We start from the raw sequence: 16064 nt of genomic DNA on the forward strand, positions 1-16064 counted from the left end.
TTCCGCTTGTTGACCTTGCCCTCGACCACTGCCTGATCATGGGCAGGCTGTATTTATGATGGTGCCGTCGGCGAGACTCGAACTCGCACAGCTTTCGCCACTACCCCCTCAAGATAGCGTGTCTACCAATTTCACCACGACGGCTTGTAAGTCTCAACTGCTTGGCTCGCATGAGGAGCCCCCTCTAACTGGGCTATCGCTTGCCAAGCAATCCTCGGATTTTAGCCTGAAAAATGCTGCAACACAGCATTCATCAGGCGTTTGATCCAATTATTTGGCGGGAATCTGATCCACGCCTTGGACAGGTGCTGTAGGCACGGTGCTGTCGACAGCAGGGGCTGCTGGCGCCGTCACGGCCGCGGGCACGCTCTCCAACACACTCCCCGTGCTGGCAGGACGGGCATTGCCCAGGTACGCCAGCGCCAGAGTCGCCACAAAGAACACCGTGGCCAGCACCGCGGTGCTGCGCGACAGGAAGTTGGCACTCCCGCTGGCACCAAACAGGCTACCCGAAGTTCCGCTGCCAAAGGCCGCCCCCATGTCCGCACCCTTGCCGTGCTGGATCAAGATCAGGCCAATCATGGCCAGGGCCGACAACATCTGCACAGCCAAAATCAATGTCGCAAATGCGCTCATTCCCACTCCTCAGTTAAATACCTTCAGCCAACCCATCAGTGGGCCGCCGCAACGATCTGCAAAAAGTCTGCCGCCTTGAGCGATGCACCACCCACCAGACCACCATCAATGTCCGCCTGCGCCAGCAACTGCGCCGCATTCGCGGCATTCATGCTGCCACCGTAGAGCAGCGGCACACGGTCGGCGTGTTCGGTCGCTGCTGCCAGCTGCGCACGCAACACGGCGTGCACAGCCTGCGCCTGCTCAGGCGAAGCGGTCTTGCCCGTACCAATGGCCCACACCGGCTCGTAAGCCACCACCAGCTCACTCACGCAATGCCCGACCTGGTGGATCACCGCCGCCAATTGGCGCTTGACCACCTGCTCGGTATGACCGGCTTCACGCTCTTCCAGGGTCTCACCCACGCAGACGATGGGCGTGATGCCCTTGGCCAGCGCAGCCTGCGCCTTGGCCGCCACGACAGCATCGGTCTCGGCGTGGTACTGGCGGCGCTCGGAATGCCCCACCAGGGCATAACGCACGCCGAAATCCTGCAACATCGCCGCCGACACCTCGCCGGTGTAGGCCCCCTTGTCGTGCTGGGACACATCCTGCGCAGCCAGCGCCACACCGGATCCCTGCACCAGTGCCTGCACCTGGGCCAGGTAGGCAGCCGGCACAGCCACGCCCACACCGCAGTTCAGCGGGGCTGGCAACCCCTGGACCAGCGCCGACACCAAGTCGACATTGGCCGACAGGCTGCCATTCATCTTCCAGTTGCCAACAATCAGTTTCTTCTTCATGGGGTCACAACATCATCAAGATGGAATTGATCACTGCCTTGAAAAGCCCTGCACCGCTGCAACTTGACACAAAAAGGATTTAAGCCAAAAACGACTTAAATCCTTATGCAACAAGCGCAAGCAGCTCACTTCTCAATAGCAGCACCATGCCCTGACGAACCAGTCCGACAGGTCATGGCACTTGCCATAAAGCCGAGGCTTTATTGCTGCTGCTGTTGTTGCTGCTGCTCGGCACCGGTCTGCTCGCCGCGGGGCGCACGTGGCTCGCGGGGAGCGCGGGGCTCACGCGACTGGCGCTCTGCAGGGGCAGGACGCTCGCCACGCTGCTCACCGGCAGGGCGGTCCAGCAGCGCCTTCATCGACAGCTTGACGCGACCCTTGTCGTCGGTCTCCAGCACCTTGACCTTGACCACTTGGCCTTCTTGCAGGTAGTCGGTGACCTTCTCCACGCGTTCGTGCGCGATCTGGCTGATGTGCAGCAGACCATCCTTGCCAGGCAGCAGGTTCACCAGTGCGCCGAACTCCAGGATCTTGACGATGGGGCCTTCGTAGACCTTGCCGATTTCCACTTCAGCCGTGATCTCTTCGATGCGCTTCTTCGCCGCTTCAGCCTTGTCGCCATCGGTGGCGGCAATCGTGATGGTGCCGTCTTCCTCAATGTTGATCTGGGTGCCGGTTTCTTCGGTCAGCGCACGGATGGTGGCGCCACCCTTGCCGATCACGTCACGGATCTTCTCGGGGTTGATCTTCATGGTGAACAGCTTGGGCGCGAAGGACGACACTTCGGTCTTGGCTTCGCCCATGGCTTCCTGCATCTTACCCAGGATGTGCATGCGCGCTTCCTTGGCTTGGGCCAGGGCCACTTGCATGATTTCCTTGGTGATGCCCTGGATCTTGATGTCCATCTGCAGGGCCGTGATACCGGCGGTCGTGCCAGCCACCTTGAAGTCCATGTCACCCAGGTGATCTTCGTCACCCAGGATGTCGGTCAGCACGGCGAAGCGGTTGTCTTCCTTGATCAAACCCATGGCGATACCGGCCACGTGCGCCTTCATGGGCACGCCGGCGTCCATCATCGACAGGCAGCCACCGCACACCGAGGCCATCGACGAAGAGCCGTTGGATTCGGTGATTTCCGACACCACGCGGATGGTGTAGGGGAATTCTTCCTTGGTGGGCAGGCAAGCGGCCAGGGCGCGTTTGGCCAGACGGCCGTGGCCGATTTCGCGGCGCTTGGTCGAACCCATGCGACCCACTTCGCCGGTGGCAAAGGGAGGCATGTTGTAGTGGAACAGGAAAGTGTCTTCGAACTCACCGGCCAGCGCGTCGATGCGCTGCGCATCACGCTCGGTACCCAGCGTGGTCACCACCAGCGCCTGGGTTTCACCGCGCGTGAACAGGGCGGAACCGTGGGTGCGAGGCAGCACGGAGTTGCGGATTTCGATGGGGCGCACGGTGCGGGTGTCGCGACCGTCAATGCGAGGCTCGCCGGCCAGGATCTGGCTGCGCACGATACGGGCTTCGATGTCGAACAGCATGCCTTCGACCTTGACGCCGTCAAACTCCACGCCCTGGGCTGTCAGGCCAGCCTTCACCGCCGCATAGGCTTCGCGGCAGGCCTGGGTGCGCACTTGCTTGTTGCGCTGCTGGTAGGCGGCGCGCAGGGCAGCTTCGCCCAGCTCGGCCACCTTGGCGATCAGGGCTTCGTCCTTGGCAGGCGCAGTCCAGTCCCACACGGGCTTGCCACCTTCGCGCACCAGCTCATGGATGGCGTCGATGGCGATCTTGCCCTGCTCGTGGCCAAACACCACGGCGCCCAGCATCACTTCTTCGGGCAGTTGCTGTGCTTCGGATTCCACCATCAGCACGGCCGCTTCGGTACCGGCGACCACCAGATCCATCAGCGAATTCTTGCGCAGGGTCTGGCCGGGGTTCAGCACGTATTCGCCGTTGATGTAACCCACACGGGCGGCACCGATGGGGCCGTTGAACGGGATGCCCGAGACCGACAGGGCGGCAGACACGGCAATCATGGCGGCGATGTCGGCATCCACTTCGGGGTTCAACGAGATGGTGTGGATCACCACATGCACATCGTTGTAGAAACCTTCGGGGAACAGTGGGCGGATGGGGCGGTCGATCAGACGGCTGGTCAGGGTCTCCAGCTCGGAAGGCTTGGCTTCGCGCTTGAAGAAGCTGCCGGGGATCTTGCCGGCGGCATAAGTCTTCTCGATGTAGTCGACGGTCAGGGGGAAGAAGTCCTGGCCGGCCTTGGCCTGCTTGGAACCCACCACGGTGGCCAGCACCACGGTGTCGTCGATGTTCACCAGCACCGCACCGGAAGCCTGGCGGGCGATTTCACCGGTTTCCATGGTGACCGTGTGCTGGCCCCATTGGAAAGTCTTGGTCACTTTGTTGAACATGGTCATGTATGTACTCCTATTGAAATAGCTGGATGCGCGCATCCAGCAATGACTTGGAGGCTAAACAGAACACGATGCCATTCCACAAGCGCGCTTACAGCTATAAAAACTCAAGCACTCAGCCATAAACACGGTGGTGGAATGACACAGCTTCGCTCTGTCTCAGCTAACTCCAAAGTAAAAAACGCCTGAGCTAGGCCATCTAACTCAGGCGTTTCGATCTTGCACTGTGCTTACTTGCGCAGGCCCAGCTTGGCGATCAAGGCGGTGTAGCGGTCCGCATCCTTGGACTTCAGGTAGTCCAGCAGCTTGCGACGACGGCTCACCATGCGCAGCAGACCGCGACGACCGTGGTGGTCCTTGGCGTTGGCCTTGAAGTGGGGAGTCAGTTCGTTGATGCGAGCTGTCAGCAGTGCAACTTGCACTTCTGGGCTACCGGTGTCGTTTTCGGAACGAGCGTTGGCCTTAACAACTTCAGCCTTTTTGGAGGCAGCGATCATTTTGATTTCCTTGTCTACGGCGCCCCTTGCGAGCCGCCTTGGTTACTTGCGCCGCGGGCTGGAAGGGCCTGTGGCGTGCGTCTTGCACCATGCAAAACCCAGACATTGTAGCCGATCGCGCAATTCCGCCTCAAACCCCAGCTCCGCTCCAGGCTGTCCGCCTCCGCACCGAACCGTCTACTCCGCCGCCCAGACAGGCCGCTCATCCCTGTCGACATATCCACCAGTCTGCCAAGCGCCCTCTTCGGCCACGGAGCGATTTAGCTTAGCGGCATGCCTACAGCTTCACAGTTGCCCGTCCTACCCCTGAGACGCCGCCATCGGCGCGGACTCACGCTGATCGAGCTTTTGATCACCATCTCCATACTGGCGGTGCTCTTAGGCTTGGCAGCCCCCAGCTTTACGCCATTGCTCGAGCGCTGGCGTGTCGCGCAGGCCGTTGAGGGCCTGAAATCCGCATTGATGCTGGCGCGATCTGAAGCCATCAAACACGGCGGTAACGTTTACTTAGAGAAGCTTCCGCCAACTACGGCGGGGTGCATCACAGACAACACCAACCAGGATTGGGATTGCGGCTGGGTGGTGTTTCTGGACGCCAACGGCAACAAACGCTGGAACGCAGGCGAAGAAATTCAAAGCTACACCACACCGCCCAACATCACGGTGACCCGAAGCAAATCTGGCGTCACCATCAGCGCAGACCGCTGGGGAATGATGGATGGAGCCAATCTGGTGGGATTCACGATTGCACCACACCCGCAAGGCATCTCCTCGCCCGCAACCAAAGGCCTTTGCATGGCGTCGGGCGGACGAATACGAGTGGTCAACCAGGAAGACGTTCCATGCAACAACTAATCCCACACCACGCACATAGCCAGCAAGGCATCACGCTGTTGGAATCCCTGATCGCCATCCTAGTCAGCGCGCTAGGAATTCTTGGCATCCTGGGCGTACAAATGCGTACCCTGTCGGACACCCAGACCAGCGTACGCCGTGGTCAGGCGATACGACTGATTGAAGACCTCGGCGAACGTATGCGGGTCAACCCCAACGCACTGATCAGCATCAACAGCTACATCTCCGGCTATACACCACCGGAAGCCAACGAAAGCAAAGTCACAGTCAGTTGCCAGAGCAGCGCCTGTACGCCTTTACAACAAGCCGAGTACGACTTGCAACAATGGAAGGCTGCAGTCCAGCAAAACCTCCCGGCAGGCCAGTCCAGCATCTTTCTGGCTCCCGGTGAAACCGTGGATGCCAACCGCCGCCAAGTGGGCGTGATGATTGCATGGCGGGAGAACGAACGAGCAGACACCAAAACCGACGCCATTGACGCCAGCCAAGTGCGCAACAGCGATGGCAGTTTCAGCGCAGGCACCGACGATGACAACGCCTGTCCGGAAGGCTTTACCTGCCACTTGCAATACCTGTCCGTTGCAGCACGCTGCGCGCCCTACGGCAGCGGCGGCACGCCCTATTGCTCATGACCAAGCACAGCCTCGTCATGAAAACTACTCTACGTATGCACCCCGCTCTGACACTTTCACCCAAGCAGCGCGGCATGTCCTTTCTCGAGTTGCTGGTGGGCCTCTCCATCGGTTTGCTGGTCGTGGCCGTGGCCATCGGTGCATTGCTTGTATCACGCAACGTTTCCAGCAATGTCAGCGACGCCAGCGGACTTCAGCAACAAGGTGCCCATACCCTGCGGGTGCTGGGTCAGCAGTTGCGCCAAGCCGGATCGCTCTATCTGAACCCCGACCCCACGGGAACCGCCCCCACGGACGTACTGAGTGCTGTCGTTTTTGAAATCAAAGCCCTGGGGCAAAGTGGAGGCAACAACTTTGAACTGCAAAACATTCTTGCAGGCGGCGACGACACCTTGACCACGGGCTTTCGCCGGTACAAGGACAACGTGTTCATTGCAGACAACGCTACCAACTCGACGGTAGGTACGGATTTTCTGGCGCGCAACTGTGTTGGTGCCCCAGCCAACACCAAGACAGACGAACGGATTGAGAGCATTTTCACGCTAGCCGACGGCAATTTGCGCTGCAGAGGAAACGGCGTCGTCAACGCCCAACCAATTACACAAAACGTTGCACAATTTCAGATTGTCTACTTGGTCCAAACCGTGGTGGGTGGTTCCGGCACCACCGTCCAATACCGCAAGGGCAGCAGCATGCCCACGGACACAACCGATCCCACATGGCGCCGTGTACAAGGCGTGCAAGTCTGCCTGGTGCTCTACGGCAGCGACGCGATCGACATGCCACAAGGCAGCAGGTATACCGACTGCGATGGCCAATCCATCGACATGACCCAACTTCCCAGCCCACGCACCAACCGCATGCACATGCTGTTTCGCAATACCTTCCAGCTGCGCAGCCAAGGGCTTCCAACCCTTTAAGCATCGTCATGCCATACCGCCCAAGACCTCTTGCCATGACACCGTCCATCCACACCCGCCAGCGACATGCTCGGCCGAGCAGTCAACGCGGGGTGGCACTCTTCATCGTCATCATCTTTGTCATGCTCTCGATGTTGCTGGCGCTGTGGGCATCGCGCACTTCGCTGTTTAACGAAATGCTGACAGGCAACGATGCCGACTACCAACGCGCAGTTGAGGCCGCCCAGGCCCTACTCCAAGATGCAGAACTCGATATTCGCGGGGAAATGGCCGATGGATCGACTTGTAGCGCTGCCCCATGTCGCGCTTATACCAGCAGCCTGCAGTTCCCAGGCGACTCCAAGGAAATCAATCCCCTGCTTACGCTGTTGGAGGTCGAAAGCACACGCTGCAAAGATGCGCTCTGCACACGGCGCGTAGGAAGGCAGGATTTCTGGAATTACGCGACACCTGGGACGGTGGTCAAGCCTGCGGCAAATACCGCATTGGGTGAGGCGCCTCTTTCAGCGCTTAAAGCCGTAGGGGCACGCTACGGTCAGTACACCGGCGCCGCCAACACCACCGCCAATGGTCCGCTCAACCCCATCCTGACTGAGACCGATGCTGACCGCGGCGGCTGGTACTGGATAGAAATCATGCGCTACAGCGATGCTGCCAAAAGCGCCAATCTCATCGTGGATGCGTCCACCAGTCAACTGCCATTGAACCTGGATGTTTACGTTGTATTTCGCATCACCGCATTAGCTGTGGGACGCAAGCCTGGCACTACCGTCGTCCTGCAGCAAACCTACGCACGTCAACGGCTCAGGGATTGAAACCAGGCATCGAAACCCATGGAGTGCTGGCCAATTTCTGTGTCTTAGCCAGTATTTTTACTTCTATTCTTATTTAGCGAACAAGGAGCACGTCATGCATTGCATCAAGCAGCTGCCCTTTCAGTACAGCGCACTCACTATTGCCATTATTGCCGTATTAACCACACCAACCAGTTGGTCGCTGGAATTGGTCCAGGAACCACCTCTCCCGACCTCCAAATCAGCTTTTGTCGCACCGAACGTGATTATCTCGATCGATGACTCTGGAAGTATGGAATACGGCATCAAGACATCCCGAGATGGCTCATCCAGTACGGGGGCTGGTTACACCTACCCAGACTCGAATGGAAAGTGGAAAGACAATGCCAAACGCATCAACGTTTTAAAATACTCACTCAAAACAGTTTTTGAAGATAAAACACTGATTCCAGATAACAAAATACGTATTGCATGGCAAACCATGCATAACAACGCCAAATCCAGCGATGCTGGCAACGTCAACAGTAGCAGCATGAATACAAACTCCATGCGCCCAATCGACGCCATCGTCAGCAACAAATCACACCGCGCCAATTTTTTGAGTTTTGTCGCTGGCATCAAGGCTGACAACGGCACCCCTTCGCACAAGATGTTCAGTCAAGCCGATGCCTATATGCGTCGCACACTCAGCAAGAACAGCCCTTGGTCGACCGATCCCGGCGGGACTGGCAGCAAATCTACTGAATATTTAGGATGTCGTCGCAACTACCACATCATGATGACCGACGGCCGATGGAATGGCGATACATCGGGAGGTAATCAGGACGGGACAAACTGGTCAGCGTTGAATGGACGTCAAGCATATAACACCAATTCTGATCAAACCAGAATTTATCAGGATGACACCTCAGACACGTTGTCCGACTGGGCTTTCAAAAGTTGGATGGATCCCCTCCAAGACCCAACCAAACTCAAAGACTCAGAAAATCTAAAACCATCCAAAATTTATGATGATGCAAGCGCCATCGAGTCCTTCACCAAGACAAAAACCGTGGATGTTTTCGAAACCAGACCTATATATGGCCCAATATGCATAGACAATAGATGGTGGGGCTGCAACCAATGGGGAACCGGACAAATTGGCACAGAACAAGTAAAAATAGGAACTCGCCAAGAGACAAAATCAGTAGATTTACAAAAGTATTGGAATCCCAAATACAATCCAGCCACTTGGCCTCACATGGTGACTTACACCATCGGCTTCAGTGATGAAGCTGTTACCTGGCCTGGAGCCAGCGAAATTATTGCACCATCCACCAAAGTTCCATTCGGTTATGACAATAGTTTTGTCGATTTAATCACTGGCTGGCAGACCTGGCCCAATATGGGCAATGAAAACAGGCGATCGCTCGATTTATGGCATTCGGCAATCAATGGACGCGGCCGCTTTTATGCCATCACAGAGGCCGAAGACCTCGCCAAGGCTTTCACCGAAATCATCGGAAAAATCAACGAGGAAAGCGCACCCTTGCCTGACGAAATAGCGGGCGGTGGCAGCACCAGCGGCTATAACGTATCGCAAAACAATGCGGGCATCTTTGCCTCGGTTTACAGTCCCAAGGATGGCTGGAGTGGCTACATCACGGCATCACGTGCGATTGAGCCGGAAGAATACGCTTGCCCAACCAAAACCGAACCTGAAAAAACATGCATTCGCTTTCCCGATGTCATTTCTGGCTGGGAAAGCAAAACCACCGCCATGCGACTGGATGAATTGACATCGTTGGACAACCGGCTAATTTTGACTTGGAGTGACAGCACCAATGCGGGCACCGCGTTCAAATGGCCATCCATGGAAACGCCCATCGGCTACAGCACAGCCCAAATCAAAAACTTATTGGGTGTGACCACATCCGGCGACCTGACCGCAGCCCAAAAAATCCAGGCACAAAACATCATCAATTACATCCGGGGCGATAAATCCCTGGAAGGCACAACGGCAGAAAGGCCGATGCGCATACGCCATAGCCGACAAGGTGACGTGGTCAACTCTGAAATTTGGTACACGGGTGGCCCCATCGGGAATTACTCACTCGGCTATTCAAGTTTTGTCAAAGCGCAAAAAGATCGTACACCCATCCTGTACGTAGGAGGCAATGACGGGATGCTGCATGGCTTCTCGGCCAAGGACGGCAAGGAGTTGCTCGCCTATGTACCACGCGGTGTGGTCCCAGGGCTGAAAAGCCTGTCTGACAAGGATTATCAGCACCGCTATTACGTGGATGGCTCGCCAATGACTGGCGACATCCGTGATAACGAAACATGGAAGACCCTGCTGGTTGGCACGCTGGGAGCTGGTGGCAAAGGCTATTTCTTGCTGAACGTCACCAATCCATCGACCTTCAGCAGCACGCCAGCCTCCGATCTGGTGGTGCTGGACCGCACCCGCGCCAGCTCGGAAGCCGCCCAGAATTGCAGCGCACTCAGCGGTTCTGCACAAACCGCTTGTAACGCAACCGTCGCTGAAGATGGCGACATTGGTCATATCACAGCCCAACCCGGACGCAACCCCGCCAACCTGCAGGAGGCCACGCAAATCACACGCATGAACAACGGCCGCTGGGCCGTGGTGATGGGCAACGGCTACAACAGCACCAACCAGCGCCCGGTGCTACTGGTGCAATACCTGGATGGGAACAAGGCACTCAAGCGCATCCAGGCCACGACCGACGCCACAGGTTCCGGCAATGCACTGGACAACGGATTGTCTTCGCCAGCTCTGGCGGATTTAGACGGAGACGGCACAACCGACATCGTGTATGCCGGCGACAACCTGGGCAATCTCTGGAAGTTTGATCTCACCAGCGCCAATGACAGCAATTGGCAGGTGGCATTCGGAAACAACAGACCGCTTTTCACCGCACGCGGCCCTGTGGCACTGAATGGCACACGCAATCAAGTTCAACCCATCACTGCACCGCCTACTGTGCGGGCCAACGACCGGAGCATGGTGGTGGGCGAGGGCAAGAATGCCAAGACGGTTCCCGTGGGAGGCATGATGGTGGCTTTCGGCACCGGCCGCAACGTCACATCCAACGACCGACGCACTGACATCACGCAGAACGTGCAAACACTGTATTCCGTGCTCGACAGCACGCGTTACCGCATGAATGCCGACAAAACCTCGCTGGAGGTTCACCCTGGGAGCAACGATTGCAGCACCAACACCAGCTGCGTTCCCACGCCAGCCCCTGTAGGCACCATGGGAGCAACCGGCGTGACCTTGGCCAAACAGAGTATCACGACCGTGGACGGTGACTTTGCCACCGTCACCGCCACACAGGAACTGAAGGCGGAGACCTGGAAAAACTACAAGGGCTGGTACCTCGATTTTCCGGTCACTGGTGAGCGTCTGCTCAAGCCCATGCAGTTCTTTGATGGCAGCAACATTCTGGCCGTTTATTCAGAGACGCCCTCAGGCATCAAGAACAGCGAAAGCGACAACATCAATGAAAGCTGTGTCCCGGTGAAGGTCGACACCAGCGCCGGCAGCCAGTTCCGCACCCTGATCAACATCATGGACGGTAAACGCGCCACCATTCAACTTGTGGACTACAACGGCGATGGCCTCTACAACGCCGACGACCTGAACGTGGACCGTGCGGCGGTCAAGACGGGCACCCCTATTCTGATCACCAAACGAGACCGGATTGTCGACCTAACCGGGGGTGGGGGTGGCCGCGATACCCTGGCACGCATGCCAGAAAGCTCCATGCGCCCCAGTTGGCGCCAATTGAAGTAAGAAGAAGGAACGCAAACCTCATGCACCAGCATTCGCACAGCCGACAAGATGGTTTTACTCTCATCGAATTGATGATCGTGGTCGCGATCATCGGCATTCTGGGGGGGATCGCCTACCCCAGCTACACCAGTTATGTGCAGCGTGGCCACCGGGCCGATGCTCGGGCGGGGCTGCTTCAGGCCCAGCAGTGGTTGGAGCGCGCCTCCACCGCCACCGGTGTTTATCCCACCGAACTACCCGACGCGTTGACCTGGGCGAATGACAAAAGCAAGCGCTACACGATCGGGTTTGCCGCCAACAATACAGAAATGGCATTCAGCCTGGCGGCAACCCCCAAATCGCCGGGCCCCCAGGCCAGCGACCAGTGCGGTACCTACACACTGACCCACACCGGCATTCGCGGGGCGGCGGGTAAGAAGCAAGGCGACAGCAGCTACAACGCCAGTTGCTGGGACAAATGAGCCTGGTCGCGCTTGGATTACCATCCGGGGCAAGATGACCCACTCCCCCTTCATGCAACAAGCGCTTGATCTGGCCCGTCAGGCGCTTTTCATTTCCAACCCCAACCCGCGCGTGGGCTGTGTGCTGGTGTCCGCCACGGGCCAGGTCATCGGCCAGGGCTTCACCCAGCAAGCCGGCGGGCCGCATGCCGAGGTCATGGCGCTGCGCGATGCCGCGGCGCAAGGCCACAGCACCCAGGGGGCCACGGCCTATGTCACGCTGGAGCCCTGCTCCCACACCGGGCGCACCGGCCCCTGCTGCCATGCGTTGATCGACGCCGGCATCGCCCAGGTGGTCGGCGCCATCACCGACCCCAACCCGCAGGTGGCCGGCCAAGGCTTTGCCAAGTTGCGGGCCGCCGGGGTGCAGGTCGAGGTGGATACCGATGCCGGCCTGGCTTCGCGCGAGCTGAACCTGGGTTTCTTCAGCCGCATGGTGCGGGGCACACCCTGGGTGCGCATGAAGGCGGCCACCTCGCTGGATGGCAGCACGGCCTTGCACAACGGCCGCAGCCAGTGGATCACCGGCCCCGCTGCGCGTGCCGACGGACACGCCTGGCGGGCCCGGGCCTGCGCCATCCTCACAGGGATAGGCACCGTGCTGCAAGACAACCCGCGCCTGAATGTGCGCGAGGTGGCCACGCCCCGCCAGCCCAAGCTGGTAGTGATCGACAGCCACCTGGACATGCCCCTCGATGCGCATATTTTAAAAGCACCCAGCGGTTGCACCATCTACACCTCCAGCCACAATCCATCCAGAACCCAGGCGTTGCAAGCGCTGGGCGCTACCGTGATTGCACTGCCGAACGCACACGGCAAGGTCGATCTGGCCGCCATGCTGCGCGATCTGGCCGCCCGCGGCACCAACGAGCTGCATGTGGAAGCCGGCTTCAAGCTCAATGGCTCCCTGCTGCGCGAAGGCCTGGTCGATGAGTTGCTGCTCTACCTGGCCCCCCAGTTGCTGGGCACCGGCGGCATGGGGCTGGCCAACTTCGGCCCGCTGGACGAGCTGGCACAGGGTGTGCCGCTGCAGTGGCAGGACGTCAGCCGCATCGGCAACGACCTGCGCATTGTGGCCCGAGTGGCGGGACGCGACCAGTTTTAGGCCTGAGCCCCCGTGCAAAACCTCTGGCGTCTGACAGGCCTGCGCCACCGCGCCGTCTTATAAATTCCTGCATGCCTTTTCTTCTGCCTGCACGCTTTGGCCGCGCCCGGCGACGCCTGGCCCTGTACGGCCTGCTCTGCGCCAGTGCCCTGGGCTTGACGGCCTGCGGCAGCCTGCCGCCCATGCCGCCACGCACGGCCAGCACGGCGTTGGCGGCCCCACAGGCCACGCCCCTGGGGCAGATGGTGCAGAACCAGCGCCAGGCCGCCGGCACGCGCTACACCTCGGGCTTCACCCTGCTGGGCGGCGCCCAGGCAGCTTTCACCAGCCGCCTGGCCCTGGTGCAGGCCGCCACCCAGACCCTGGACCTGCAGTACTACGCCATCCACGCCGATGCCAGCACCGCCCGCCTGCTGGAAGCCCTGGTCCAGGCCGCACAGCGTGGGGTGCGCGTGCGGGTGCTGCTGGATGACTTCCATGGTGCCGGCAAGAACGCGCAGGTCATGCGCCTGGCGTTTGTGCCCGGCATCGAGATGCGCATGTTCAACCCGCTGACGGGGCCACGCGGCTCGACCATGCTGCGGGCGCTGTCCACGCTGACCGATTTCCAGCGCGCGCAGCAGCGCATGCACAACAAGCTGTTCATTGCCGACAACAGCATCGGCATCACCGGCGGGCGCAACCTGGGCGACGCCTACTTCGATGCCCTGGACAGCGACAACTTCATCGACCTGGATGTGATGGCCGCCGGCGCCGCCGTGCGCCAGCTGTCCGCCAGCTTCGACCGCTACTGGAACGACGCCCGCGCCTACCCCGTCAGCGCGCTGGTGTCCGAGCGCGAACTGCTGCGCCTGCGCCTGCGCGCGCGCACCAGTGAAGACCATGAACAGGCGCTGGTGCAGGCCGCCATCGCCAGCAGCAAAACCGCAGAGCTGCAGCCCATGGACCTGCGTGCCGTACCCTGGATCTGGGCGCCAGCCCTGGTGCTGGCCGACGCCCCGGGGAAGATTCCGCCGCCGCCCGAGGACGCGCCACCAGACACCGGCAGCGCCGCCGTCGGCGATACAGCCGCCACGCCGCCAGCCGATGCCGAGGACAGCCATGCCAGCCAGTTGCTGCCGATCCGCCTGCCGCCCACGCAGGAGGCCGCGCCGCGCGGCCAGCCGACCTCACCCAACCGCCAGGCCCTGCGCCAGGTGCTGGCCCCGGTGGTCGGCCAGGACAATGTGGTCAGCGGTCTGCTGGCCCTGATTGACCAGGCCAGCAGCGACATCCTCATCGTCTCGCCCTACTTCGTGCCGGGCGACGACATGAAGCAGGCCTTTACCCGCGCACGCGCGCGGGGCATCCGGCTGCGCATCCTGACCAACTCGCTGGCCTCCAACGATGCACCGCTGGCCCATGCCGGCTATGCGCGCCACCGCCTGGCCTTGCTGCAGCAGGGGATCGAGTTGTATGAGTTGCGCAGCCTCCAAGACGGCCGCGTCGGCACCGGCACGCTCCGCGGCACGGCGGGCACGATCACCGGCTCGCAAGGCCAGTCGCGCGCCATGCTGCACTCCAAGATGCTGGTGCTGGACCACAAGCTGACCGTGGTCGGCTCTATGAACCTGGACATGCGCTCACAGCTGCAGAACACCGAGATCGCCCTGCTCATCGCCTCGCGCCAGCTGGCCCAGGAAGCCACGGCCAACATCGAGGCCACGCTGCAGGAGGCCGCCTGGCGGGTCGAGGACACGCCGCACGGCCTGGTGTGGCGCGCCCCGGCGGGCAGCGACTGGGGCGACCGCCGCAGCGAACCCGATGCCAGCCTGCCGCTGCGGCTGATGATCCAGCTGATCGGCCCGCTGGCGCCCGACCATTTGCTCTGAAAAGCGCAGCTGCCTGCGCTCGTCAGTGCTTCATTCCAGCACGTAATCGCCGTCAGGCATGCGGTCTTCGTACGCAGCGAGCTCTTGTTTGTGTAGCACGAAGGGCACGCCGCAGCGTGCGCACTCCTGCTCGATCCACGCCGTCACCAGGCTTTGCTGGGTGATCACACGCACGCACTGGAACGCCACCTCGGCCTCGGGGTAGCGACGGCGCATCAGGTTCAGCCACTGCTTGAGCCGGCCAGCACGCTGGTTGGGCGTCAGGTCGCGGCAGACCATCCACCAAAAGCGCTGGATGTGGGGCAGCAAATCCGCCCAGGCCACCACGGGTGGCAGCGCGGCTGGCAGCGCGGGTGCCTCCTGCGCGCCCTGCGCCAGCGCCTGGCGCACCGCCAGGGCCAGGCCCGGGTCGGCCACGCTGCCGCGGCCCAGCATCAGGTCGCTGCAGCCGGACTGCGCACGGCAGCGCAGCGCGTCCTGCACGGTCCAGATCTCGCCATTGGCCACCACGGGCACGCGCACGGCGGCCGCAATCTCGGGGATCAGCTCCCAGTAGGCCGGCGGGCGGTAGCCCTCCACCTTGGTCCGGGCGTGCACCACCAGCTCGCAGGCGCCGTTTTCGGCCATGGCCAGCGCGCACTCGCGCATCAGGCTTTTGTCGTTGAAACCCAGGCGCATCTTGGCCGACACCGGCAGGTGGGCCGGCACGGCGCGGCGCACGGCGGCCACCAGGGTGGCGATCGCCTCGGGGTCCTGCAGCATCGACGCCCCGCCGCCGTGGCGGTTCACGGTCTTGGCCGGGCAGCCGAAGTTCAGATCGATGCCCTCGGGCTGCAGGCGCGCCAGCGCGGCCGCGTTCTCGGCCATGCTGACCGGGTCCGAGCCCAGCAACTGCGCCCGCACCGGCACGCCGGCCAGGGTGCGGCTACCGTGCCGCAGCTCCGGCATATAGCGCAGAAACACCCGGTCCGGCAGTAGCGAGCCGCTGACGCGGATGAACTCCGAGACGCAGCGGTCCACCCCGCCCACCCGGGTCAGCACATCGCGCAGCACAAAGTCCAGCAAACCCTCCATCGGGGCCAACAACAGTCTCATGGAATTTTCAGCGGCACCCACGGGTGCATTCAGATCAAAATCACGCTCCAGCGCTTGTCCATCAAGCGCAGGCAGCTATCAATATGGAGGGCTTGTAGCCATCCAAGCCTGCCATTGTCGCAAGCCTGGGGCATTCCTGCCGCGGCTTC

General features: G+C 60.7%; 13 protein-coding genes and 1 tRNA gene. 8 read left to right on the top strand and 6 right to left on the bottom strand.

Going from position 1 to position 16064, the window contains the following annotated elements; translation table 11 throughout:
- Window positions 1–59: 59 nt before the first annotated feature.
- The 5 genes from FYM52_RS08245 to rpsO form a co-directional block, all read right to left on the bottom strand.
- Window positions 60–144 (bottom strand) — tRNA-Leu (locus FYM52_RS08245).
- Window positions 145–270: 126 nt separating this feature from the next.
- Window positions 271–636, bottom strand: coding sequence for a preprotein translocase subunit SecG (gene secG / locus FYM52_RS08250; protein WP_042418794.1), 366 nt, complete (start codon window positions 634–636; stop codon window positions 271–273).
- A gap of 35 nt (window positions 637–671) precedes the next feature.
- Window positions 672–1418, bottom strand: a complete 747-nt coding sequence (tpiA, locus tag FYM52_RS08255; protein WP_154163734.1) for a triose-phosphate isomerase — start codon at window positions 1416–1418, stop codon at window positions 672–674.
- 200 nt (window positions 1419–1618) lie between these two features.
- Window positions 1619–3847: a polyribonucleotide nucleotidyltransferase gene (gene pnp, locus FYM52_RS08260; protein ID WP_154163735.1), complete on the bottom strand. Its 2229-nt coding sequence runs from the start codon at window positions 3845–3847 to the stop codon at window positions 1619–1621.
- 227 nt (window positions 3848–4074) lie between these two features.
- Entirely contained in the window at window positions 4075–4341 is a 267-nt protein-coding gene (gene rpsO, locus FYM52_RS08265; RefSeq protein WP_042418801.1) for a 30S ribosomal protein S15, read from the bottom strand.
- 273 nt (window positions 4342–4614) lie between these two features.
- Between rpsO and FYM52_RS08270 the strand changes: the two genes are divergently transcribed.
- From FYM52_RS08270 to FYM52_RS08305, 8 genes are all read left to right on the top strand, one after another.
- Entirely contained in the window at window positions 4615–5196 is a 582-nt protein-coding gene (locus FYM52_RS08270; protein ID WP_051519340.1) for a GspH/FimT family pseudopilin, read from the top strand.
- Window positions 5184–5828, top strand: a complete 645-nt coding sequence (gene pilV, locus FYM52_RS08275) for a type IV pilus modification protein PilV (RefSeq protein ID WP_043379250.1) — start codon at window positions 5184–5186, stop codon at window positions 5826–5828. Before FYM52_RS08270 ends, pilV begins: the two co-directional genes overlap by 13 nt.
- Window positions 5829–5863: 35 nt before the next feature.
- Window positions 5864–6748 carry a PilW family protein gene (locus FYM52_RS08280; protein ID WP_154163772.1) on the top strand — a complete coding sequence of 295 codons (885 nt, stop codon included), beginning with the start codon at window positions 5864–5866 and terminating at the stop codon, window positions 6746–6748.
- Window positions 6749–6783: 35 nt separating this feature from the next.
- Complete coding sequence (locus FYM52_RS08285; protein WP_154163736.1) at window positions 6784–7563, top strand: PilX N-terminal domain-containing pilus assembly protein; 780 nt, start codon at window positions 6784–6786, stop codon at window positions 7561–7563.
- A gap of 94 nt (window positions 7564–7657) precedes the next feature.
- A complete protein-coding gene (locus FYM52_RS08290; RefSeq protein ID WP_043379244.1) occupies window positions 7658–11344 on the top strand; it encodes a pilus assembly protein in 3687 nt (1228 codons plus the stop codon).
- A 20-nt stretch (window positions 11345–11364) separates the two neighbouring features.
- Window positions 11365–11805 carry a type IV pilin protein gene (locus FYM52_RS08295; protein WP_043379241.1) on the top strand — a complete coding sequence of 147 codons (441 nt, stop codon included), beginning with the start codon at window positions 11365–11367 and terminating at the stop codon, window positions 11803–11805.
- A gap of 34 nt (window positions 11806–11839) precedes the next feature.
- Window positions 11840–12949, top strand: coding sequence for a bifunctional diaminohydroxyphosphoribosylaminopyrimidine deaminase/5-amino-6-(5-phosphoribosylamino)uracil reductase RibD (ribD, locus tag FYM52_RS08300; protein WP_043379237.1), 1110 nt, complete (start codon window positions 11840–11842; stop codon window positions 12947–12949).
- 71 nt (window positions 12950–13020) lie between these two features.
- Window positions 13021–14820, top strand: coding sequence for a phospholipase D family protein (locus FYM52_RS08305; protein ID WP_154163737.1), 1800 nt, complete (start codon window positions 13021–13023; stop codon window positions 14818–14820).
- 30 nt (window positions 14821–14850) lie between these two features.
- Here the strand turns inward: FYM52_RS08305 and FYM52_RS08310 are convergent, their stop codons facing one another.
- The gene (locus FYM52_RS08310) at window positions 14851–15915 is read right to left on the bottom strand and encodes a tRNA-dihydrouridine synthase (RefSeq protein WP_154163738.1); all 1065 of its coding nucleotides are present in this window, start codon (window positions 15913–15915) and stop codon (window positions 14851–14853) included.
- Window positions 15916–16064: the final 149 nt, after the last annotated feature.

Origin of the sequence: Comamonas sp. CAH-2, from assembly GCF_009668305.1 — a bacterium.
In the GTDB taxonomy this organism is placed as follows: Bacteria; Pseudomonadota; Gammaproteobacteria; order Burkholderiales; family Burkholderiaceae_C; genus Comamonas; species Comamonas aquatica.

Coding starts and splice junctions, on each gene's coding strand:
- secG (WP_042418794.1), bottom strand. CDS start 636: ATGAGCGCATTTGCGACATTGATTTTGGCTGTGCAGATGTTGTCGGCC.
- tpiA (WP_154163734.1), bottom strand. CDS start 1,418: ATGAAGAAGAAACTGATTGTTGGCAACTGGAAGATGAATGGCAGCCTG.
- pnp (WP_154163735.1), bottom strand. CDS start 3,847: ATGACCATGTTCAACAAAGTGACCAAGACTTTCCAATGGGGCCAGCAC.
- rpsO (WP_042418801.1), bottom strand. CDS start 4,341: ATGATCGCTGCCTCCAAAAAGGCTGAAGTTGTTAAGGCCAACGCTCGT.
- FYM52_RS08270 (WP_051519340.1), top strand. CDS start 4,615: ATGCCTACAGCTTCACAGTTGCCCGTCCTACCCCTGAGACGCCGCCAT.
- pilV (WP_043379250.1), top strand. CDS start 5,184: ATGCAACAACTAATCCCACACCACGCACATAGCCAGCAAGGCATCACG.
- FYM52_RS08280 (WP_154163772.1), top strand. CDS start 5,864: ATGCACCCCGCTCTGACACTTTCACCCAAGCAGCGCGGCATGTCCTTT.
- FYM52_RS08285 (WP_154163736.1), top strand. CDS start 6,784: ATGACACCGTCCATCCACACCCGCCAGCGACATGCTCGGCCGAGCAGT.
- FYM52_RS08290 (WP_043379244.1), top strand. CDS start 7,658: ATGCATTGCATCAAGCAGCTGCCCTTTCAGTACAGCGCACTCACTATT.
- FYM52_RS08295 (WP_043379241.1), top strand. CDS start 11,365: ATGCACCAGCATTCGCACAGCCGACAAGATGGTTTTACTCTCATCGAA.
- ribD (WP_043379237.1), top strand. CDS start 11,840: ATGACCCACTCCCCCTTCATGCAACAAGCGCTTGATCTGGCCCGTCAG.
- FYM52_RS08305 (WP_154163737.1), top strand. CDS start 13,021: ATGCCTTTTCTTCTGCCTGCACGCTTTGGCCGCGCCCGGCGACGCCTG.
- FYM52_RS08310 (WP_154163738.1), bottom strand. CDS start 15,915: ATGAGACTGTTGTTGGCCCCGATGGAGGGTTTGCTGGACTTTGTGCTG.